Below are 20,068 nucleotides of genomic sequence, written 5' to 3' on the forward strand. Positions count from 1 at the left end.
CGGTGCGTACGGTCCTGGTCACCGGCCCCGGCGGCGCGGGCCGTACCACCGTCGCGGCGGCGACCGCGCTGGCCGCCGCCCGCAGCGGCCGCCGCACCCTCCTGATCTCCGCCGACGCCATACCCTCCTTCCCCTCCGGTACGGAACCCACCGAGGTCACCGACCACCTGCACAGCGCCCGCGTCGACTCCGGCGCACACTTCCGCGGCGAACTCCTCGAACTCCAGGACCGGGCCTCGGGCGTCCTCGACCTCCTCGGCGCCAACCGGCTGGACGGCGAGGAACTCACCGAGCTGCCCGGCAGCGCACCGCTCGCCCTCCTGCACACCCTGCGCCGCGCGGCCGAGGGCGACTGGGCATCACCCGAAGGCGGCTACGACGTCCTCGTCGTCGACCTGCCACCGCTGCGCGAGGCCCTCGCCCTCCTCGCCCTGCCCGAGCAGCTGCGCCGCTATCTGCGCCGCCTGCTTCCCCAGGAGCGGCAGGCCGCCCGTGCGCTGCGCCCGATGCTCGCCCAGCTCGCCGGGGTCCCGATGCCCGCCCAGTGGCTGTACGAGGCGGCCGCCCGCAAGGACGCCGAGCTGGCCGCGGTCCAGGCGCTGATCGAGGACCGCGCGACGACCGTCCGCCTCGTCGCCGAACCGGGCCCCGCCGCCGAGGACGCCCTGCGCGCCGCCCGTACCGGCCTCGCCCTGCACGGACTGCGCGCCGACGCCCTGGTGGCCGCCCGGGTGCTGCCCCGGCACTCGTCCGACCCCTGGTTCGCCGACCTCGCGGCCCAGCAGGAGAAGTGCCTGGACCACTGGCGCGCCGACTGGGCCCCCGGCACCCCCGTGTGCGAGGCACCCCACCTCGGACGCGACCCGCGGGGCCTCGACGACCTCGCCGCTCTCGGTCTCGCCGGGCCGGACGACCGAACACCGGGGCGGGCGGAGCACCCCTGGTGGATCGAGGAAGCCCCCGCCGGGAACGACGGCGACCGGGCGCTCGTCTGGTGCCTGCCGCTGCCCGGAGCCGCCAAGACCGATCTGAAGCTCGTCCGCCGCGGCGACGAACTGCTGCTCACCGTCGGCCCGTTCCACCGGATCCTGCGCCTCGACTCCGGACTGCGGCGCTGCACCGTCGCGGGCGCGGCGCTCAGCGACGGCGTACTGCGTGTCCGGTTCACCCCGGACCCGGCCCTCTGGCCGCGCACCTCCTGAACGGCGTACCACCGTTCGGGTAACGTCGGTAGTACGTGTTCCGTACGGCCCGTCGCCGACAATCCGCGTCGCAGGAGTCCGCCATGAGTGAAGCCACCGACCGTCCCGCCGACGGCGACGCGTGGGCCGATGCCTGCGCCGAGGACCTGGCAGCCGAGAAGGCCCGCCGCCGGGCCGAGTACGGCCCGCCGCCCGGCTCCGCCGCCGAGGAACTGCGCAAACTGGTCGACGCCGTGGCCGACAAGGTCGCCTCGTTCCAGTCGCCGCTGCTCGGCATGGCGGCCCAGGGCGCCGTGCAGCAGGTCATCCGGCAGGCGAAGACGGCCGTCGAGCCCGTCATCGAGCGCAACCCGGACCTCTTCGACCACCTCGCGGCGGCGGGCAACGAACTCATGGCCGCCTACCGCTCGGCCGTCGAGGGCCAGGAGAGCCGCTGGACCCGGTCGACGGAGGGCGCCGGGGGCGCCGACAGAGCCACCGGCACGTCGAAGAAGGCGGCCGAGGACCCGTCCGACCCGAGGGACGAGGGCCCCTCCGGGAGCGAACACATCGACCTGGACTGACCCGGGCCGAAGGGACCGGCCCGACCCGGTGACCGGGGCGTACCGGCCGATGGACCGGCCGGATGGACCGGCCCCCGCCTCGGGTACGGTTGGCCATAGCGGGGCTCGACCGAAACTGAGGGATTCATGGGACTCACCATCGGCGTCGATATCGGCGGCACGAAGATCGCGGCTGGAGTGGTCGACGAAGAGGGCCGGATCCTCTCGACGTTCAAGGTCGCGACCCCGCCGACGGCCGAAGGCATCGTCGACGCGATCTGCTCGGCCGTGGCCGGCGCGAGCGAGGGACACGAGGTCGAGGCGGTCGGCATCGGCGCGGCCGGATACGTCGACGACAAGCGTGCCACCGTGCTGTTCGCGCCCAACATCAACTGGCGCCACGAGCCGCTCAAGGACAAGGTCGAGCAGCGCGTCGGCCTGCCGGTCGTCGTCGAGAACGACGCCAACGCCGCGGCCTGGGGCGAATACCGCTTCGGCGCCGGGCAGGGCCACGACGACGTCATCTGCATCACGCTCGGCACCGGCCTCGGCGGCGGCATCATCATCGGCAACAAGCTGCGCCGCGGCCGCTTCGGCGTGGCCGCAGAGTTCGGCCACATCCGGGTCGTCCCGGACGGTCTGCTCTGCGGCTGTGGCAGCCAGGGCTGCTGGGAGCAGTACGCCTCCGGCCGCGCGCTCGTCCGGTACGCCAGGCAGCGCGCCAACGCCACCCCGGAGAACGCCGCGATCCTGCTCGCGCTCGGCGACGGCACCGTGGAGGGCATCGAGGGCAAGCACATCAGCCAGGCCGCCCGGCAGGGCGACCCGGTGGCCGTCGACTCGTTCCGTGAGCTGGCCCGCTGGGCCGGCGCCGGACTCGCCGATCTCGCCTCGCTCTTCGACCCGTCCGCGTTCATCGTCGGCGGCGGCGTCTCGGACGAGGGCGAACTCGTCCTGGACCCGATCCGCAAGTCGTTCCGGCGCTGGCTGATCGGCGGCGAGTGGCGCCCGCACGCCCAGGTCCTCGCGGCCCAACTGGGCGGCAAGGCCGGTCTGGTGGGCGCGGCCGACCTGGCCCGCCAGGGCTGAGCGGCCGACCGCGCGGGACCGGTCCGCCGGCTCCGCAGGACTGACCGGACGCCCGTCGCGCCCTTCGGGGCAGCGGCGGGCGTCCGTCGTATCGTGGCCCGCATGGTCCTGACGCCGTTGCCCGACTCCCGCACCGAGCCGGACGGTTCGGCCGTCGTCCGCGTGCTCAGCTACAACATCCGCTCGATGCGCGACGACACCGCGGCACTGGCCCGGGTCATCCGCGCCTGCGAACCCGACCTGGTGTTCGTCCAGGAGGCCCCGCGCTTCTTCCGCTGGCGCAAGGCGGCCGCCCGGCTCGCCAAACGCAGCGGTCTCGTGGTCCTCGGCGGCGGCGCCCCCGCGGCCGGACCGATGCTGCTGTGCTCGCTGCGGGTCACGGTGGAGCGCACCGAGGACATCCTGCTGCCGCGCACCCCCGGCCTGCACCGCAGGGGCTTCGCCACGGCGGTCGTACGGATCGCCGGGACCAGGCTCGGCGTGCTGAGCTGCCATCTGAGCCTTCAGCGCGAGGAGCGCCTGGCCCAGAGCGAGCTGCTGCTCCAGCGGCTGGAGGCGATGGACGTGCCGCACGCCGTGGCGGCGGGCGACCTCAACGACGTACCGACGGGGAAGGCGTTCACGCACCTCGCCGCGCGGCTGCAGGACTGCTGGGCGGCGGCGCCGTGGGGCGGCGAGCTCACCTTCACCCCGAACGACCCGCGCCGCCGCATCGACGCGGTCCTCGCGACGCGGGGCATCGAGGTCCTGGGGTGCGGCGTCCCGGCGGGACTGCCGGGCATCAGCGAGGCGGACCTGCGGGCCGCCACGGACCACCTGCCGTTGCTCGCGGCGCTCCGGGTGCCCGCGTCCGGCCGCGACGGCCGGGCGGTGCCGTGACACGGCACCGCCCGCCGGCTCACACCACCGCGCCGCGCCCCGGATCGCCGTGCCCGTCGGCATCGTCGTCGTCATGGGGCATCCGGGCCACCAGCGTCGCGAAGCCGCCCAGGAAACCGCCGATGCAGAGCGTGGTGAGCCACCACGTCATCTCCCACCGCAGCAGCACCGCGAGGAGCATCAGGACCGGGCCGCCGACGACCGCGAGCCACGCGAACTTCGCCGTGACGTCGGCCTCCGGCAGCGGCGGCGGCTCCGGGGGCACGAAGTGGCCCTCCTCGCCGTCGTCCGGGTCGTCGATGTCACCGTCCTTGGGCTCCGCCGTCTCGTAGTCACGGGGACCGCCGACGCCGGGGGCGAAGACGACCGAGCTGCCGAGCGCCTGCTTCTCCGGCGGCTTCGGGGGCCTCTTCCCCGACCCCTTGTCCGCCGCGTCCGAGGGACCCGCGTCCGGCCCCAGGACATTGAGCTGGTCGTCCTCCAACAGGGCCAGGTCCTCGATGGACTTGAACGGCTTGGCGCCCGGCGGGTCCGGCGGCTCCTCGCCGTACCCCGCGACGATCGCCTCCCACGCCGCGTCCTCGTCGACCGGCCCGCCGCTCCGTGCCCCCTCGGGCGCCTCGGCGCCCCCGGGGACGGCCGCGCTCTCCGTGGGGCGCGGCTCACGCTCCTCTTCGCTGCCTGTGCGTTCCGCGTCCTGCTCAGCCACCGGACGTGCTCCCCTTCTTCCCGACGCTGGGTGCGAGACGGCCGATGAACCGGTAGCTCTCATCGAAGATCCGCTCCGCGTCGTGGTCCAACGTCGCGACGTGGTAGCTCTGTTCCAGCAGGATCTCCTCGACATCCGTGGAGGACACCCGGCTGAGGATCCGGGCCGAGTCGGCGGGCGGCACCACATGGTCCTGCGGACTGTGCAGCAGCACGATCGGCTGGGTCACCTGGGGCAGCTCGGCATCGACCAGCCGGAAGAACTTCCGTACCGAATGGGCCGCGTGCAGCGGCACCCGGTCGTAGCCGACCTCCGCGCTGCCCTCCAGCGCGATGTCGCTGGCCAGACCCTTCGTCGTCCGCACCAGATGACGGGCGACAGGCAGGGCGTACGCGGACAGGCCGTGCACCTTGTTCGCCGGATTGACGAGCACCAGACCGCTGATCGCGTCCCCGTGCTTCGCCGCGAGCCGCAGCGTCAGCGCGCCGCCCATGGAGAGGCCGAAGACGAAGACCTGGCCGCACCGCTCACGCAGGGCCCGCAGCTCCCGGTCCACCTCCGCGTACCAGTCCTGCCAGCCGGTGACCGCCATGTCCTCCCAGCGGGTGCCGTGGCCGGGCAGCAACGGCAGTGAGACGGTCAGTCCGCGCTCGGCCAGATAGTCGGCCCAGGGGCGCAGTGACTGCGGCGATCCGGTGAATCCATGACAGAGGAGGACGCCGACCTCTCCGCCCTCGTGGCGGAACGGCTCGGCTCCAGGGAGGACCGGCACCAAGGTCTCCTGTTCGTGAGGCTGGGCGGGCGTGCAAGGGGGAGTGCGAGAAGGATTACTTCACCGTACGCGACCGGGCTGACACCGACCAGGGTCGTCACCTCCCGCACCACCGCCACCGGCCGGAAGTACCGCCCCGTGCCGGGCGGGAGGGCGGGTGACCTCACAGGCTAAGGTCTGACCGACCGCATACAGGAGGCACCCGAGTTGATCTACGGCGCAATGAAGTTCTCCATCGGCGGGTCTCTGAAGCTCGCTTTCAGGCCGTGGGTGGAGGGCCTGGAGAACATCCCCGAGCAGGGGCCGGCGATCCTCGCGAGCAACCATCTGTCGTTCTCCGACTCGTTCTTCCTGCCGGCCGTCCTGGACCGCAAGGTCACCTTCATCGCGAAGGCCGAATACTTCACCGCGCCCGGCGTGAAGGGCAAGCTCACCGCCGCCTTCTTCAAGGGCGTCGGGCAGCTCCCGGTCGACCGCTCCGGTGCCAGGGGCGCCGGTGAGGCGGCCATCAAGGCAGGCATCCAGGTCATCGAGAGCGGCGGCCTCTTCGGCATCTACCCGGAGGGCACCCGGTCGCCCGACGGCCGGCTCTACCGGGGCAAGCCCGGCGGTCTCGCGCGGGTGGCCCTGGCCACCGGAGCGCCCGTCATCCCGGTCGCGATGATCGACACGGAGAAGATCCAGCCCCCCGGCCAGGTGATGCCCAAGCTGATGCGCCCCGGCATCCGGATCGGCAAGCCGCTCGACTTCAGCCGCTACCAGGGCATGGACGGAGACCGCTTCATCCTGCGCTCGGTGACCGACGAGGTCATGTACGAGATCATGAAGCTCTCCGGCCAGGAGTACGTGGACATCTACGCCACCGCCGCCAAGCGCCAGATCGCCGACGAGGCCAAACGACGGGCCGAGGCCGAGAAGCGCGCGCAGAAGCAGGGACCCGGGGCGGACGACGAGGGAACGGAACGGTCCGGCGCGTAATCGCGTCGTTGTCCGTCCGGGGGGTGGGTTGATGGCCAAGCGCGAGCGGGTCGTACGGATGTCGGTCGAGCAGCCGCTGTGGCGGGCGCTGACCGCGTACCGCGTCCTGACGATGATCTACGCCGTGCTGCTCGCGGTCTTCGGCCGGGACAAGTACGAACGGCCCTGGGTCGCCGTCGCCTTCCTGGCGGTCATGGTCCTGTGGACACTCGTCACGCTTCCCAAGGTCGCGGGCGCGGCGAGCTGTACGAAGCGCTTCCTGGGCGCGGATCTCGTCGTCGCCCTCGCCGGGATCCTGCTCACCCCGCTCGCCGACTTCGACGCCCAGCACATCGACGGCCCGACCCTGCCGTCGATCTGGACCGCCGGTTCCGTGCTGGCCTTCGCGATCAAGGGCGGCTGGCGCTGGGCGGCCTTCGCCTCCACCTTCGTCGCCGTCGCCAACATCATCGAGCGCGGCGAGCCCAGCCGGGACACCTTCCACAACGTCCTGCTGGTCTGGGTCGCCTCGATCGCCATCGGGTACGTCGTCGAGGTCGCCCGCGCCAGTGAACGCACCCTGGCCCGCGCCCTGGAGATCGAGGCCGCCACCCGTGAGCGGGAGCGGCTGGCCCGCGACATCCACGACAGCGTGCTCCAGGTCCTCGCGATGGTGCAGCGCCGGGGCTCGGCGATCGGCGGCGAGGCGGCCGAGCTCGGCCGGATGGCCGGGGAGCAGGAGATCGCCCTGCGCACCCTCGTCTCCAGCGGCCTGGTGCCCACGTCCCGGGTCTCCGAGGACGCCGCAGAGGGCGCCGTCGTCCGTACCGTCGAGGTCGACGACGAGCGGTCCGGCCCGGCGGGCGTGTGCGACCTGCGCGCGCTGCTCGCCCCGCACGCGGGTTCCCGGACCAGTTTCGCGGAGCCGGGCGCTCCGGTGCTGCTGCCGCCCGAGGCCGCGCGGGAGCTGGCCGCCGCTGTCAGCGCCGCCCTGGACAATGTCCGGGTGCACGCGGGTCAGGACGCGCAGGCGTGGATCCTGGTCGAGGACGAGCCGGACGAGGTGATCGTCACGGTCCGGGACGACGGCCCCGGTATCCCGGCGGGGCGCCTGGCCCAGGCGGAGGGCGAGGGGCGGCTCGGGGTCGCCCTGTCCATCCGCGGCCGGCTGCGCGATCTGGGCGGCACGGCAGAGCTGATCTCGGTGCCGGGGCAGGGCACCGAGGTCGAGTTGAAGGTTCCGAAGGTTTCCCGGGGGAAGGCAGAATCAGCCGGATGAGTACACAGAACGAGCCGGGTGGAGCCGAGCGGCCCATCAAGGTGATGGTGGTCGACGACCACCCGATGTGGCGCGACGCGGTCGCCCGCGACCTCGCCGAGTCCGGATTCGACGTCGTGGCGACCGCCGGGGACGGCCCGCAGGCCGTGCGCCGCGCCAGGGCCGCGAACCCCGACGTCCTCGTCCTGGACCTGAACCTGCCGGGGATGCCCGGTGTCCAGGTCTGCAAGGAGCTGGTCGGCTCCCACCCCGGGCTGCGCGTCCTGGTGCTCTCCGCGAGCGGTGAGCACGCCGATGTCCTGGAGGCGGTGAAGTCCGGCGCCACCGGCTATCTGCTGAAGTCCGCCAGCACCCAGGAGCTGACCGACGCCGTCCGCTCCACCGCCGTCGGCGACCCGGTCTTCACCCCCGGTCTCGCCGGGCTCGTCCTCGGTGAGTACCGCAGACTGGCGTCCGACCCGGCCCCCGCCGCGTCCGACGAACCGAAGGCGCCGCAGCTCACCGAGCGCGAGACCGAGGTGCTGCGGCTGGTGGCCAAGGGACTCTCGTACAAGCAGATCGCCGAGCGGCTGGTCATCTCGCACCGCACCGTGCAGAACCACGTCCAGAACACCCTCGGCAAGCTCCAGCTGCACAACCGGGTGGAGCTCGTGCGGTACGCCATCGAGCGCGGCCTCGACGACGTGTGACCCGGCGGGCCGCATCGGCCCCCCCCACGGGGGCGAGCGGCAGGGCGGGGTGAGGGGCCGTATATTCGCGATATCCGGCCCATCACCCTGGAACGCGTACAGAGCGGGAGCGACTGTGGAAATCCTGGCATTCGGCGTGCAGTCCGACGAGAAGCCCCTGATCGAGAAGGCCTTCGCCGGACAGTACGAGGTCCGTTGCCTGGACGTCTTCCTGAACCGGGACACCGCCCCCATCGCGGCGGGCTACGAGGTCATCTCCACCAGCGTCAACGCCGACCTCGGCAGCAAGGTCCTCCAGACCCTCGCCGCGGGCGGCACCCAGATGATCGCCCAGCGCTCCACCGGCTTCAACAACATCGACCTGGACGTCGCCGAGCGCCTCGCCCTGCGCGTCGCCCGGGTCTCGTACTACTCCCCGTACTCCGTCGCCGAATTCGCCTGGACCCTCGCCATGGCGGTCAACCGGCGCATCATCCGCGCCGCCAGCCGCACCCGGGACTTCGACTTCCGCCTCGACGGCCTCCTCGGCCGGGACATGCGCGGGCGCACCGTCGGCGTGGTCGGCACCGGCAAGATCGGTGAGGCGTTCACCCGGATCGCCCACGGCTTCGGCATGAAGCTGCTGGGCTGGGACGTCGCCGAGAACCCGGCCTGCACCGAACTGGGCATGCGGTACGTCGAGAAGGAGCAGCTGTTCGCCGAGGCCGACCTGATCAGCCTCCACGTACCGCTGCTCCCTTCCACCCATCACCTCATCGACCAGGCCGCCCTGACCGCGATGAAGGACGACGCGATCCTGATCAACTCCAGCCGGGGCGGCCTCATCGACACCACCGCCCTGGTCGGCGAGCTGCGCGCGGGCCGCTTCCTGGGCGTCGGTCTGGACGTGTACGAGGCGGAGGCCGGGCTCTTCTTCCTGGACAAGTCCCTGGAGGGCGTCGACGACGACACCCTGGCCCGGCTGGTCACCTTCCCGAACGTCATCGTGACCTCGCACCAGGCGTACTACACCGAGGACGCCGTGGGCCAGATCATCGACGCCACCGTGCAGAACGTCGCCGACTACCTGGCCCGCCGCACCAGCGACAACGTCCTGGTCCCGGCGCCCCCGAAGAGCTGACGGCCCCGGGACCCTCCGGCGCCGGGCGGGTCTTCCTGCCGCGCGGGCCGAAGCGGCCGGGCGGGCCTTCCGGCCTCAGCTGAGGACCGGCAGCCCCGCCAGCAGCTCGGTCACGATCGCGGCCCCCCGGATCGTCAGTACCGACTCCGGGTGGAACTGCACCGACGCGAAACCCTCACCGCGCAGCGCGTGCAGCTCACCGGTGGCCTCGTCCCGGCTCACCTCGATGCCGTGCGCGGCGAGTTCGGCGGCGCTCGCCCCGTCGCAGCGCGCGGTGAAGCTGTTGTAGAAGCCGACCGTCTCCGGCCGGCCGAACAGCTCGATCCGGGTCTGCGCCCCCTGGTAGGGCACGGTCTTGCGCACGACCTCCATCCCCAGCTCGGCCGCGATCAGCTCATGTCCCAGACAGACCCCCAGCAGCCCGTGCCGGTGGTCGCGCACCAGCTCGGCCGCGAACTCACGCAGCAGCCGCATCTTCGGGTCCGTGAGTTCGCCCGGATTCCCGGGGCCGGGACCCAGCACGACGGGACCGCGGTGCGCCCGCACGACCTCCCGCAGCCCCGGCTCGTCGTACCGGCGCACCGACACCTCCAGCCCCGAGGCGCGCAGCAGATGGGCCAGCATCGCGGTGAACGTGTCCTCGCCGTCCACCACCAGCGCATGGCCGGTCAGCTCCCGCGTACGCTCCTGCATCCGCAGCCAGAACGGTGCGAGCCCACCGCGCCGGTCGTCCAGCGCCGCCTGCACCCGCGGATCGGACGCCAGCTGCGGACGGGTCGCCTCCGCATCCGGCCGCCCCGGCCGCACACCCAGCGCCGTCAGCACCCCGGCCGCCTTCGCATGGGTCTCGGCGACCTCGCTCGCCGGATCCGAGTGGCGCACGAGTGTCGCGCCGACCGGCACCTTCAGCTGCCCGTCGGCGGAGATGTCGGCGGTCCTGATCAGGATCGGCGAGTCCAGGGTCTGCGACCCGTTCGCATCCCGGTGCAGCAGGGCCAGCGCGCCCGCGTAGTAGCCGCGGCCGCCGGGCTCGTACCGCTCGATGACCCGGCAGGCGTTCTGCACGGGGGAACCGGTGACGGTCGCCGCGAACATGGTCTCCCGCAGCACCTCGCGCACATCGAGGGAGGACTTGCCGCGCAGCTCGTACTCGGTGTGCGCGAGGTGGGCCATCTCCTTGAGCCGGGGGCCGATCACCACCCCGCCCATGTCGCCGACGGTGCACATCATCTTCAGTTCCTCGTCGACCACCATGGAGAGCTCCTCGGTCTCCTTGCGGTCCGCGAGGAAGGCCAGCAGGCTCTCGGCGGTGGGGCCTTCGGCCGGGTAGCGGTAGGTGCCGCTGATCGGGTTCATCACGACCGTCCCGCCGGACATCCGCACATGCACCTCGGGGCTGGCCCCGACCAGTGTCCTGTCCCCGGTGTGCACGACGAACGTCCAGTACGCGCCCCGCTCACCGGCCAGCAGCCGCCGGAACAGCGCCAGCGCGTCCGCCCGCCCGAATCCGGGGATCTCGCCGCGGAAGGTCCGCCGGATCACGAAGTTCGCGCCCTCGCCCTGCCCGATCTCGTCCTCGATGACCCGCCGGACGATCCCCGCGTACTCCTCGTCCGGGACGTCGAAGGCACCGTTGTCGACCCGCACCTCATGGGCGGGCAGCCGCGCCAGGACCTCGTCCAGCGGCAGCTCGTACGTCTCGTCCGCGACCAGCACGGACAGCGGGGTCCCGTCGTCGCGGACGTCGAAGCCTCGCTCGGCGATCTGCCGGAACGGCACCAGGGCCAGTGAGGGTGACGCACCCACCGGCAGGTCGGCCAGCCGGTCCGCCTCCCGCACCTCGCCGATCAGCAGCTCGACGAGATCGTGGTCATGGCCGGGGGTGCGCCGGCGCAGCAGCGCGAACGGCGGGCAGTCGTCCTGGAGCAGTCGTCGGACGAGGTCGGTGACACGGTCGGACATGGGGTGTTCCTTCCGGATGGAGGTGGGAGGAACGGCCCCGGAAAACGGAGAAGGCCGCCCTCGGGCGGCCTTCGCGAAGTCTGTACGCGCGTCGAGTCAGCGGGCCGCCGGATGAGCGGTCCACCACCAGTTCTGAATCGAGATCCGGGTCTGCTGCGCGAACATGCTCCGAACCCTAGCGGACGTCCGGGGCACCGGAGCGCGTGTCTCAACTATTGAGCGGGCGAATGGGCGCACTCCGCGACCCCGTAATGTTGTCCGCGTGACCGTGAACGCCAATACCTCCGTCGCCGGTGGCCACACCTGGCGAGACCTTCCCGCGGCGCAGCAGCCCGAGTACCCCGACTCCGAGGCCCTGCGCGATGCACTCGCGGACCTCGCGTCGTATCCGCCGCTCGTCTTCGCGGGCGAGTGCGACCAGCTGCGCGCCCGACTGGGAGCCGTCGCCAAGGGCGAGGCGTTCCTGCTGCAGGGCGGCGACTGCGCCGAGGCCTTCGACGCCGTGTCCGCCGACCACATCCGGGCCAAGCTGAAGACGCTGCTCCAGATGAGTGCCGTCCTCACGTACGCGGCCTCCGTGCCCGTGGTGAAGGTGGGCCGGATCGCCGGCCAGTACTCCAAGCCGCGCTCCAAGCCGACCGAGACCCGCGACGGCGTGACGCTGCCGACCTACCGCGGCGACTCCGTCAACGGCTTCGCCTTCACCGAGGAAGCCCGGATCCCGAACCCGGACCGGCTGAAGCAGATGTACCACGCATCCGCTTCCACGCTGAACCTGGTCCGCGCCTTCACCACGGGCGGCTACGCGGACCTGCGCCAGGTGCACGCCTGGAACCAGGACTTCGTGAAGTCCTCGCCCTCCGGCCAGCGCTACGAGGCCCTGGCCCGTGAGATCGACAACGCGCTGAACTTCATGAAGGCGTGCGGCACGGACCCGGCCGAATTCAAGGCGGTCGAGTTCTACTCCTCGCACGAGGGCCTGCTGCTGGACTACGAGTCGGCGCTGACCCGCACCGACTCGCGTACCGGGGAGCTGTACGACACCTCCGGCCACATGGTCTGGATCGGTGAGCGCACCCGCCAGATGGACGGCGCGCACATCGAGTTCGCCTCGAAGATCCGCAACCCCATCGGCGTCAAGCTCGGCCCGACGACCACCGTCGACGAGGCGCTCGGCTACATCGAGCGGCTGGACCCCGAGCGCGAGCCCGGGCGGCTGACCTTCATCGTCCGCATGGGCGCCGACAAGGTCCGCGACAAGCTCCCCGAGCTGGTCGAGAAGGTCACCGCCTCCGGCGCCACCGTGGTGTGGGTGACCGACCCGATGCACGGCAACACCTTCGAGGCCGCCTCCGGCCACAAGACGCGCCGCTTCGATGACGTCCTGGACGAGGTCAAGGGCTTCTTCGAGGTGCACAAGGGCCTCGGCACGCACCCGGGCGGCATCCACGTCGAGCTGACCGGTGACGATGTCACCGAGTGCGTCGGAGGCGGCCACGAGATCTTCGTGGACGACCTGCACCAGCGGTACGAGACGGCCTGCGACCCGCGCCTGAACCGCAGCCAGTCCCTCGACCTGGCGTTCCTCGTCGCCGAGATGTACCGCGACCAGTAGGGACCACCGCACGGTCGCACCTGTGGGGCACGGATCGATGTGATCCGTGCCCCACAGTGCGTTCCGGGGCTTTTACCCGCCTTGAGGGACGGGTAAGGTTAGGTTAGCCTCACCGAATAGATCGGGACGGCGCCAGCGACCGATCCCGTCGGGAGGTGAACCGCATGTACGTCTGCTCGTGTTTCGGCGTTACGGAACAGCAGGTCAAGCAGCATGCGGACGCCGGAGCGTGCACGCCCCGCCAGATAGCCTCCGCCTGCAAGGCCGGTACGGACTGCGGCGGCTGCGTCCGCAGGATCCAGGCCCTTCTCGGGCGTGGCGATTGCCCGCGCCGTGAGCTGCTCGACCAGCGTCAGGAACCGGCCATCAGCCCGGCCATCAGCCCGGCCGCCGGCTCGGTCGTCGCCGGGCCCGTGGCCATGACCGCGCTGCCGGACATCCGGCTGTCCGACGCCGCCTGACCTGGTTGTTCCGGCCGCTTCGTACGGGGGAACCGTTCCCGTTCGTACGGGAGAACCGTTCCCGCAGGTCAGCTCTCCGGCTGCTCGATGAGCTGGGCGATGTAGAGCGGCTCGCCGAGCTTCTCGACCAGCTCCAGCTGGGTGTCGAGATAGTCGATGTGATGCTCTTCGTCCTCCAGGATGGACTCAAAGATGTTTGCGGACGTGATGTCGCCCTTGCCGCGCATCACCTCGATGCCCCGCTTGAGCCGGTCGATCGCCTCCACCTCGACCTGGCGGTCCGCCTGGAACATCTCGGTGACCGTCTGCCCCACCCGGACATGGAAGAGCCGCTGGTAGTTGGGCAGTCCGTCGAGGAACAGGATCCGGTCGGTCAGGATCTCGGCATGCTTCATCTCGTCGAAGGACTCGGCCCGGGTGTACTTGGCGAGCTTGGTCCAGCCGAAGTTGTCCTGCATCTTTGCGTGCAGGAAGTACTGATTGATGGCAGTCAATTCGGCGGTCAGCTGTTCGTTCAGGAACTCGAGGACCTCGGGGTCGCCCTGCATGGCAGAGGCTCCTTCCAACCGGTGAACGGGGCAAGTTGCGCGCATCCTCGCACCGCACCTCCCGGCCGTCCAGTAAGTACATGCTTAGTACGAGTTGCCCGAATCGCCTTCGCCCTGGTCATGACCACCCTTGGCCGTCTGTCACCATGGAGCCATGGGTCAGCCGGAAAGCCGGGAATACCGCGAATCAGAGCAGTCCGAGCTTCCGCCGGGACAGCGACTGCAGCGCGGTTGGCCGGTTACCCACTACGGGCCCGTTCCGAAATTCAAGCCCGACCGCTGGGAGTTCCGGGTCTTCGGGGCCACGGCGGACGGTGACAAGCACTGCTGGAACCACCAGGACTTCTCCGCCCTGCCGTTCTCCTCGGTGGTCTCCGATCTGCACTGCGTGACGAAATTCAGCATGCTCGGCGCCGAATGGGGCGGGGTGCTCGCCAGGAACGTCCTCGAACTCGCGCCGCCCGCGGCCGATGTCACCCATGTGATGGTCTGGGCGGAGTACGGCTTCTCCTCGAATATGCGGCTCTCCGACTTCGCCTCGGACCGTACGCTCTTCGCCACTCACAAGGACGGCGAGCTTCTCACCGCCGAGCACGGCTTCCCGCTGCGCCTGGTCGTTCCGCATCTGTACGCCTGGAAGGGCCCGAAGTGGGTCCGGGGCGTCGAGTACATGACGGCCGACCGGCGCGGATTCTGGGAGGAGCGCGGCTACCACAACATCGGTGACCCCTGGAGCGAGCAGCGCTACTCCTACCAGGAGGAGCCCGGGGACGGCCCCGAGCTCTGACCCGGCAGTCCCGGTCCGTGGCCGGCAGTCCCGGTCCGTGGCCCCGGTAATTCCGGTACGGGGCCCCCGGTCCGTGGGGTGGTCCTCAAGCGGTGGCGGAGGCTCGCAGCTCCTTCAGCCGTGCCACGTCCGCGACGTGTCCCGCCGTCCCGCCCGGTGTCTCGATGATCAGCGGGACCCCGTCGGTCGCCGGGTGCGAGAACAGCTCCCGGAAGGGCTCGGCACCGATATGACCCGCGCCGATGTTCTCGTGACGGTCCTTGTGGGCGCCCACGACGTCCTTGGAGTCATTGGCGTGGATCAGCTTCAGCCGGCCCTCGCCGACCGTGTCCACCAGAAGATCGAGGGTCTGCCGCATACCCGCCGGACCGGCCAGATCGTGTCCCGCCGCGTAGATGTGGCAGGTGTCGAGACAGACGCCCAGCTTGGGGTGGGAGTCCAGCGCCTCGAAGTACGGCCCGAAGTCCCAGGTCCGCGAGCAGAGCGAGGAGCCCTGGCCCGCGGTCGACTCCAGCAGCAGATCCGGATCGTCGTCATGGGTCAGCTCGTCCAGCAGCGGCCTCATATGTGTACGCACCTGGGCAAGGGCCTCGGCGCGGGGCCGTCCGCCGGTGGCCGAACCGGTGTGCACCACGACTCCGAGCGCGCCGATCTCCCTGGCCCGGCGCAGCGAGTGGCGCAGTGATTCCACCGACCTCTCGACGGTGGCCTCGGTGTGCGAGCCGAAGTTGATCAGATACGGGGCGTGGACGTATGCCGGGATCGACGCGGCCGCGCATTCGGAGCGGAACAGCTCGTCCTGCGCCGGATTGCCGCTGGGCGTCGCCCATCCGCGCGGATTGGCGACGAAGACCTGAACGGTCTCCGCGGCCAGCTCGCGCGCGTAGTCGAGACCGACCTTGGCGAGGCCACCGGCCACCGGAACGTGACCGCCTACTGGGTTGCGCATGTGGATCTAGAGTCCCTTGGTCCTGATGGTGATCGTGGAGCCCTCGGCGGCCTTCTCGCCGCCGTCGACCGACTGGCTGTCGACGGTGTCGCTGAAGGAGAGGAACGGACGGTCGACCTCGACCTCGAAGCCCGCCTCTTCCAGTGTGCTCCTGGCCTTCTCGACGTCCTTGCCGGTGACGTCGGGGACGTCCAGCATCCGTGGGCCCTTGGAGACCGTGAGCTGGACCGTGTCACCCTCCGCGGCCTGCGCGCCCTCGCCCGGCGTCTGGTGGGCGATGTCGCCCGCGACCTCGGGGGAGTTGACCCGGTCGGGCAGCACCTCCGCCTTCAGCCCCTCCCCGTCCAGCTCGGCGGTGGCGTCCTCGACCGAGAGCCCCCTGACATCGGGGACGTCCACCGGGCTGCCCTTGCTGACGACCAGCGCGACGGCCGAGTCGGGGTGGCGCTCGGTACCGGCCTCGGGGTCCGTACGGATCACCTCGCCCCGCGCGACGTCCTCGCTGAACTCCCTGGTCACCATCCCGGGGACCAGGCCCACCTTCGTCAGGGCGCGCCGGGCGTCACCGAGGCCGAGCCCCTCGGCGTCGGGCACCTTCACGATCTCCGGGCCGCGCGAGACGACCAGCTTCACCGAGCCGTTGCCCCGTATGCGCTCGCCCGACGCGGGGTCGCTGTCGATCACAGCGCCGCGCTTCACCGTGTCGCTGTACGCCTTCTCGACGCCCTTCAGATCCAGGCCGGCGTCCGAGAGCCGCTGCTCGGCGGTCTTCTGGGACTGGCCCAGGAGGGAGGGGACGCGGGTGAACTGCCCGGAGTTGATGTACCAGACGCCCGCGCCGACCCCCAGGACCAGCACCAGCGCGGTGAGCGCCGCGAACAGCAACCGGTGCGGGCCGCCGAACGGTCCCCGCCGCCGCGGCCGGTCCGGCCCAGGGGGTGCGGGCGGCGGCATCTCCAGCCGGCTCGTGTGGTGGGCGGTGCCCTGGTCCACTGGCAGGGTCCGCGGGATCACGCTCGTACGGTCCTCGCCGGCGTCGTGGGCCGTTGTCAGCGCCTGCGGCGGTACGGCGTCCAGCTGCTCGTCGGTGAGCCCGGCGCGGGCCTCCCGGGCCTCGGCGAGCAGCACGACCGCGTCGTGCGGGCGGACCTCGGCGTTGCGGGCGGTCGCGCTCGCCACCAGGCCGTCCAGCGCGACGGGGAGCCCGGGGACGACGGCCGACGGGGCCGGGACGTCCTCGTTGAGATGCCGGTAGATGACCTGGGCCGCGGTGTCGCCGGTGTGCGGCTTGGCGCCGGTGAGCATCTCGTACAGCACGACACCGCAGGCGTACACATCGGCACGGGTGTCGGCCGTGCCGTGCTCGATCTGCTCCGGGGCGAGATACGACACGGTGCCCAGGAGCGAACCGGTGGTGTCGGTGACGGTGCCCACGGCCCGTACGAGACCGAAGTCGGCGACCTTGACCCGGCCGTCGTCCCCGATCAGGACGTTCTCCGGCTTCATGTCGCGGTGCACGAAGCCCGCCCGGTGCGCGGCGCCGAGCGCGGCCAGCACCGGCTCCAGGATGTCCAGCGCGGCCCGTGGCTGCAGGGCTCCGCGCTCGCGCAGTACGTCGCGCAGCGTGCACCCCGCGACGTACTCCATCGCGAGATAGACGTACGCGCCCTGGGCGCCCTGGTCGAAGACCGCGACGACATTGGGGTGCGCGAGCCGGGCCACCGACTTGGCCTCGCGGATGAAGCGCTCGACGAACGAGGCGTCGGTCGCGAGCGCCGGGTGCATCACCTTGAGGGCGAGCACCCGGTCGAGGCGGGTGTCCACGGCCCGGTAGACCGTGGCCATGCCGCCGACGGCGATGCGCGCCTCGACGCGATACCGGCCGTCGAGCAGCTGCCCGACGAGCGGGTCCTGGAGGGTCGTATCCACCCGATGAGTCTACGAGCCGCCACGGACAGGACGGACGGGCCGGGGCGGTCCCGGAGCGGTACTGCAGCCGATCCGTGACAGGGACACGCTCATGGCCGGGGTGCGGTGCGGGACGTCAGAACGCCGGGTGCTCCGGGTCCAGGAGGTCCAGCACCGCCCGGCCCGCCACCGGGGACGATGCCTCGGCGAAGTGGCGGCGCGGGATCCGGCCCGCCCGGTACGCCAGCCGTCCACCGTCCACCGCGTGCCGCATCGCGGCCGCCATCAGCTCCGGCTCCTGCGCCCGGGTCACCGCGGAGGCCAGCATTACCGCGGCGCACCCCAGCTCCATCGCCTGCGCCGCGTCCGACGCCGTCCCCGCCCCGGCGTCCAGGATCACCGGCACCCCGGCCCGCTCGACGATCAGCTGGAAGTTGTGCGGATTGCGGATGCCGAGCCCGGAGCCGATGGGGGAGCCCAGCGGCATGATCGCCGCGCACCCCACGTCCTCCAGTTTCCGGGCCAGTACGGGGTCGTCGTTGGTGTACGGCAGGACCGTGAACCCGTCGTCGACCAGGATCTCGGCCGCGTCCAGCAGCTCGACCGGGTCGGGCAGCAGCGTCCGCTCGTCGGCCACCACCTCCAGCTTGATCCAGTCCGTGCCCAGTGCCTCCCGGGCCAGCCGGGCGGTCAGGACGGCCTCGCCCGCGGTGAAGCAGCCCGCGGTGTTCGGCAGCACCCGGATGGCGAGCTTCTCCAGGACGGAGAGCACCGAGCCCCGCACGGTCGGGTCGAGCCGGCGCATCGCGACGGTGGTCATCTCGGTGCCGGAGGCGACCAGGGAGCGTTCCAGGACATCGAGGCTCGGAGCGCCGCCGGTGCCCATGATCAGCCGGGAGGTGAAGGAGGCGCCGCCGAGGGCGAAGAGGTCGTCGGACATGGTCAGCCCCCCTGCACGGCGGTCAGGACCTCGACCCGGTCGCCGTCGCCGAGCGCGGTGAGGGACCACTGGCCGCGCGGGACGACGCTCTCGTTGACGGCGGCGGCGACCCCGGAGTGCGCGGATGTCAGGCTCGCGACGAGGACGTCCAGCGCGGTACCGGCGGGGAGGACGCGGCGTTCCCCGTTCACGGAAACCGAAACGGAGGCCGGAACGGCGGCCGGTCCGGAGCCCGTTCCGGAAGCCGGGCCGGAGGCCGAATCGGTGACCGGCGCGGGTGCGGCGACCGGACCGGGCGCGGAAGAGGGCACAGGGGCGGAATCGGGCTGGGTCATGCGGGCTGCTCCTGAGGTACGGGGGCGGCGGCGGTGGGCGTGAAACGGCTCGGCGCGAAGGGGCGGGCCACCTCGGGCAGCTCGCCGGAGGTCAGCACGTCCGCCATCGCGTCGCCGGTGACGGGGGTCAGCAGCACCCCGTTGCGGTGGTGGCCGGTGGCGAGCAGGAGGCCGGGCAGCGCGGTGGGGCCCAGCAGCGGTGCGTTGTCGGGGGAGGCGGGGCGCAGGCCCGCCCGGGTCTCGGTGAGGGGCAGTTCGGTGATGCCGGGCACCAGTTCGTGCGCGTCGCGCAGCAGCTCGTACACCCCGCCGGCCGTGACGGTGGTGTCCCAGCCCATCTCCTCACTGGTGGCGCCGACGACCAGTTCGCCGTTCTCGCGCGGGACGAGATAGAGATGGCTGCCGCGCACCACGGCGCGCACGGTCCGGCTGAGGAAGGGGGCGTACGCGGGTGGCACGGTCAGCCGCAGTACCTGGCCCTTGACCGGGCGGACCGGTGGTACGGCCTCTTCGGGCACGCCCGCGAGCCGGCCGCTGAGACTGCCCGCGGCGAGCACGACCTGGTCGGCGGCGAGCTCCGTACCGTCGGCCAGCACGGCTCCGACGGCCCGCCCGCCCGTGACCGTCAGCCGCTCGGCCCAGCCCCGGCTCAGGACCACCCCGGCCCGCTCGCAGGCGGTCAGGAGCGCCGAGGCGAGCCGCCGGGGGTCCACCTGGTGATCGCCGTCCACGCGCAGCCCGCCGCGGACCCCGGGTGCCAGCATCGGTTCCAGGCGACGGCACTCGCGTCCGCTGAGCCACTCGGACTCCAGCCCCGAACGCTGTTGCAGGGCGTGCAGTTCGCGCAGATGGGCGCGGTCGTCGGAGTCCAGCGCGACGGCGAGCGTGCCGCAGGCGCGGAAGCCGATGTCCTGTCCGCTCGCGGCGGACAGCTCGGCGGCGAACTCCGGATAGCGCGCGGCGGAGGCGACGTTGAGACCGAGCAGCAGCTGTTCGCCGTAGTGGAGTTCGGTGACGGCGGCCAGCATTCCGGCCGCGACCCGGGCGGCCCCGCCCCCCGGTGCGGGGTCGGCCACCGTCGTCCGCAGTCCGCGCTGCGCCGCCCGCCAGGCGGTCACCAGACCGATGATCCCGCCCCCGATGACGAGGACGTCGGATCCATTTCCGTTCGTGGAAGAACGCATGGGCGTCCAGCCCCTCCCTTCGCCGGCATGACCCGGATCAGGTTCGTACGGTCGGAGGCCGTCCAGCCTCCCTCTCAGCCCGGTACGTCCGGGCTCCCGCGAGTGTTTTACGTCTGCCACCCTAAACCCAGTCGCCCACGC

Annotated in this window: 21 protein-coding genes and 1 riboswitch; of the genes, 11 read left to right on the plus strand and 10 right to left on the minus strand. The window is 71.7% G+C overall.

Annotation, left to right across the window (positions count from 1 at the left end; genetic code table 11):
- Positions 1 to 2 precede the first annotated feature (2 nt).
- The 4 genes from OG413_RS21590 to OG413_RS21605 all read left to right on the plus strand — a co-directional run bounded on the left by OG413_RS21590 (position 3) and on the right by OG413_RS21605 (position 3,712).
- The gene (locus OG413_RS21590; RefSeq protein ID WP_266807887.1) at positions 3 to 1,202 is read left to right on the plus strand and encodes an ArsA family ATPase; all 1,200 of its coding nucleotides are present in this window, start codon (positions 3 to 5) and stop codon (positions 1,200 to 1,202) included.
- Positions 1,203 to 1,285: 83 nt separating this feature from the next.
- Positions 1,286 to 1,765 (plus strand): DUF5304 domain-containing protein, encoded by a 480-nt coding sequence (locus OG413_RS21595; protein WP_266807889.1) that lies wholly within the window; start codon positions 1,286 to 1,288, stop codon positions 1,763 to 1,765.
- A 126-nt stretch (positions 1,766 to 1,891) separates the two neighbouring features.
- The gene (locus tag OG413_RS21600) at positions 1,892 to 2,833 is read left to right on the plus strand and encodes an ROK family glucokinase (RefSeq protein ID WP_266807890.1); all 942 of its coding nucleotides are present in this window, start codon (positions 1,892 to 1,894) and stop codon (positions 2,831 to 2,833) included.
- Between the two features lie 102 nt (positions 2,834 to 2,935).
- Positions 2,936 to 3,712, plus strand: coding sequence for an endonuclease/exonuclease/phosphatase family protein (locus OG413_RS21605; RefSeq protein WP_266807892.1), 777 nt, complete (start codon positions 2,936 to 2,938; stop codon positions 3,710 to 3,712).
- Positions 3,713 to 3,731: 19 nt separating this feature from the next.
- Here the strand turns inward: OG413_RS21605 and OG413_RS21610 are convergent, their stop codons facing one another.
- The gene (locus OG413_RS21610) at positions 3,732 to 4,421 is read right to left on the minus strand and encodes a hypothetical protein (RefSeq protein WP_266807894.1); all 690 of its coding nucleotides are present in this window, start codon (positions 4,419 to 4,421) and stop codon (positions 3,732 to 3,734) included.
- Complete coding sequence (locus tag OG413_RS21615; protein WP_266807896.1) at positions 4,414 to 5,193, minus strand: carboxylesterase; 780 nt, start codon at positions 5,191 to 5,193, stop codon at positions 4,414 to 4,416. The genes OG413_RS21610 and OG413_RS21615 overlap by 8 nt, the downstream gene beginning before the upstream one ends.
- Before the next feature lie 222 nt (positions 5,194 to 5,415).
- Between OG413_RS21615 and OG413_RS21620 the strand changes: the two genes are divergently transcribed.
- The 4 genes from OG413_RS21620 to OG413_RS21635 all read left to right on the plus strand — a co-directional run bounded on the left by OG413_RS21620 (position 5,416) and on the right by OG413_RS21635 (position 9,238).
- Positions 5,416 to 6,171, plus strand: coding sequence for a 1-acyl-sn-glycerol-3-phosphate acyltransferase (locus OG413_RS21620; protein ID WP_266810283.1), 756 nt, complete (start codon positions 5,416 to 5,418; stop codon positions 6,169 to 6,171).
- 31 nt (positions 6,172 to 6,202) lie between these two features.
- Positions 6,203 to 7,429 (plus strand): MacS family sensor histidine kinase, encoded by a 1,227-nt coding sequence (locus OG413_RS21625; RefSeq protein ID WP_266807898.1) that lies wholly within the window; start codon positions 6,203 to 6,205, stop codon positions 7,427 to 7,429.
- Complete coding sequence (locus tag OG413_RS21630) at positions 7,426 to 8,118, plus strand: response regulator transcription factor (protein WP_266807900.1); 693 nt, start codon at positions 7,426 to 7,428, stop codon at positions 8,116 to 8,118. The genes OG413_RS21625 and OG413_RS21630 overlap by 4 nt, the downstream gene beginning before the upstream one ends.
- Before the next feature lie 115 nt (positions 8,119 to 8,233).
- Complete coding sequence (locus OG413_RS21635; RefSeq protein ID WP_266807902.1) at positions 8,234 to 9,238, plus strand: 2-hydroxyacid dehydrogenase; 1,005 nt, start codon at positions 8,234 to 8,236, stop codon at positions 9,236 to 9,238.
- A gap of 75 nt (positions 9,239 to 9,313) precedes the next feature.
- On the opposite strand, the gene OG413_RS21640 is transcribed toward OG413_RS21635, so the two are convergent.
- Both OG413_RS21640 and OG413_RS47135 read right to left on the minus strand, forming a co-directional pair.
- Positions 9,314 to 11,200, minus strand: coding sequence for an anthranilate synthase family protein (locus OG413_RS21640; protein ID WP_266807904.1), 1,887 nt, complete (start codon positions 11,198 to 11,200; stop codon positions 9,314 to 9,316).
- A 96-nt stretch (positions 11,201 to 11,296) separates the two neighbouring features.
- A complete protein-coding gene (locus OG413_RS47135) occupies positions 11,297 to 11,365 on the minus strand; it encodes a trp operon leader peptide (protein ID WP_351863589.1) in 69 nt (22 codons plus the stop codon).
- A gap of 103 nt (positions 11,366 to 11,468) precedes the next feature.
- Here OG413_RS47135 and OG413_RS21645 point away from each other — a divergent pair, with 103 nt between their 5' ends.
- Both OG413_RS21645 and OG413_RS21650 read left to right on the plus strand, forming a co-directional pair.
- Positions 11,469 to 12,815, plus strand: coding sequence for a class II 3-deoxy-7-phosphoheptulonate synthase (locus tag OG413_RS21645; protein WP_266810284.1), 1,347 nt, complete (start codon positions 11,469 to 11,471; stop codon positions 12,813 to 12,815).
- A 164-nt stretch (positions 12,816 to 12,979) separates the two neighbouring features.
- A complete protein-coding gene (locus OG413_RS21650) occupies positions 12,980 to 13,276 on the plus strand; it encodes a bacterioferritin-associated ferredoxin (RefSeq protein WP_266810285.1) in 297 nt (98 codons plus the stop codon).
- 68 nt (positions 13,277 to 13,344) lie between these two features.
- Here OG413_RS21650 and bfr read toward each other — a convergent pair whose 3' ends face one another.
- Complete coding sequence (gene bfr / locus OG413_RS21655) at positions 13,345 to 13,824, minus strand: bacterioferritin (RefSeq protein ID WP_007451289.1); 480 nt, start codon at positions 13,822 to 13,824, stop codon at positions 13,345 to 13,347.
- 154 nt (positions 13,825 to 13,978) lie between these two features.
- Here bfr and OG413_RS21660 point away from each other — a divergent pair, with 154 nt between their 5' ends.
- The gene (locus OG413_RS21660; RefSeq protein WP_266807906.1) at positions 13,979 to 14,611 is read left to right on the plus strand and encodes a sulfite oxidase-like oxidoreductase; all 633 of its coding nucleotides are present in this window, start codon (positions 13,979 to 13,981) and stop codon (positions 14,609 to 14,611) included.
- Between the two features lie 85 nt (positions 14,612 to 14,696).
- On the opposite strand, the gene OG413_RS21665 is transcribed toward OG413_RS21660, so the two are convergent.
- From OG413_RS21665 to thiO, 5 genes are all read right to left on the minus strand, one after another.
- Entirely contained in the window at positions 14,697 to 15,560 is an 864-nt protein-coding gene (locus tag OG413_RS21665; RefSeq protein WP_266807908.1) for a deoxyribonuclease IV, read from the minus strand.
- A gap of 6 nt (positions 15,561 to 15,566) precedes the next feature.
- Positions 15,567 to 17,489: a Stk1 family PASTA domain-containing Ser/Thr kinase gene (gene pknB, locus OG413_RS21670; RefSeq protein WP_266807910.1), complete on the minus strand. Its 1,923-nt coding sequence runs from the start codon at positions 17,487 to 17,489 to the stop codon at positions 15,567 to 15,569.
- A 115-nt stretch (positions 17,490 to 17,604) separates the two neighbouring features.
- On the minus strand, positions 17,605 to 18,408 hold the full coding sequence (locus tag OG413_RS21675) for a thiazole synthase (RefSeq protein ID WP_266807912.1): 804 nt from the start codon (positions 18,406 to 18,408) through the stop codon (positions 17,605 to 17,607).
- 2 nt (positions 18,409 to 18,410) lie between these two features.
- Positions 18,411 to 18,599: a sulfur carrier protein ThiS gene (thiS, locus tag OG413_RS21680; protein ID WP_266810286.1), complete on the minus strand. Its 189-nt coding sequence runs from the start codon at positions 18,597 to 18,599 to the stop codon at positions 18,411 to 18,413.
- 140 nt (positions 18,600 to 18,739) lie between these two features.
- Positions 18,740 to 19,927 (minus strand): glycine oxidase ThiO, encoded by a 1,188-nt coding sequence (gene thiO, locus OG413_RS21685; RefSeq protein WP_266807914.1) that lies wholly within the window; start codon positions 19,925 to 19,927, stop codon positions 18,740 to 18,742.
- Positions 19,925 to 20,037: riboswitch (TPP riboswitch) on the minus strand. Its footprint overlaps the gene before it by 3 nt.
- Between the last annotated feature and the right edge of the window lie 31 nt (positions 20,038 to 20,068).

Origin of the sequence: Streptomyces sp. NBC_01433 (genome assembly GCF_026340105.1) — a bacterium.
Classification (GTDB): Bacteria; Actinomycetota; Actinomycetes; order Streptomycetales; family Streptomycetaceae; genus Streptomyces.

What these genes read in the sequence shown, in the direction of transcription:
- OG413_RS21595 (WP_266807889.1), top strand. Translation starts at nt 1,286, where the DNA reads ATGAGTGAAGCCACCGACCGTCCCGCCGACGGCGACGCGTGGGCCGAT.
- OG413_RS21600 (WP_266807890.1), top strand. Translation starts at nt 1,892, where the DNA reads ATGGGACTCACCATCGGCGTCGATATCGGCGGCACGAAGATCGCGGCT.
- OG413_RS21605 (WP_266807892.1), top strand. Translation starts at nt 2,936, where the DNA reads ATGGTCCTGACGCCGTTGCCCGACTCCCGCACCGAGCCGGACGGTTCG.
- OG413_RS21620 (WP_266810283.1), top strand. Translation starts at nt 5,416, where the DNA reads ATGAAGTTCTCCATCGGCGGGTCTCTGAAGCTCGCTTTCAGGCCGTGG.
- OG413_RS21625 (WP_266807898.1), top strand. Translation starts at nt 6,203, where the DNA reads ATGGCCAAGCGCGAGCGGGTCGTACGGATGTCGGTCGAGCAGCCGCTG.
- OG413_RS21630 (WP_266807900.1), top strand. Translation starts at nt 7,426, where the DNA reads ATGAGTACACAGAACGAGCCGGGTGGAGCCGAGCGGCCCATCAAGGTG.
- OG413_RS21640 (WP_266807904.1), bottom strand. Translation starts at nt 11,200, where the DNA reads ATGTCCGACCGTGTCACCGACCTCGTCCGACGACTGCTCCAGGACGAC.
- OG413_RS21650 (WP_266810285.1), top strand. Translation starts at nt 12,980, where the DNA reads ATGTACGTCTGCTCGTGTTTCGGCGTTACGGAACAGCAGGTCAAGCAG.
- bfr (WP_007451289.1), bottom strand. Translation starts at nt 13,824, where the DNA reads ATGCAGGGCGACCCCGAGGTCCTCGAGTTCCTGAACGAACAGCTGACC.
- OG413_RS21660 (WP_266807906.1), top strand. Translation starts at nt 13,979, where the DNA reads ATGGGTCAGCCGGAAAGCCGGGAATACCGCGAATCAGAGCAGTCCGAG.
- OG413_RS21665 (WP_266807908.1), bottom strand. Translation starts at nt 15,560, where the DNA reads ATGCGCAACCCAGTAGGCGGTCACGTTCCGGTGGCCGGTGGCCTCGCC.
- OG413_RS21675 (WP_266807912.1), bottom strand. Translation starts at nt 18,408, where the DNA reads ATGTCCGACGACCTCTTCGCCCTCGGCGGCGCCTCCTTCACCTCCCGG.
- thiO (WP_266807914.1), bottom strand. Translation starts at nt 19,927, where the DNA reads ATGCGTTCTTCCACGAACGGAAATGGATCCGACGTCCTCGTCATCGGG.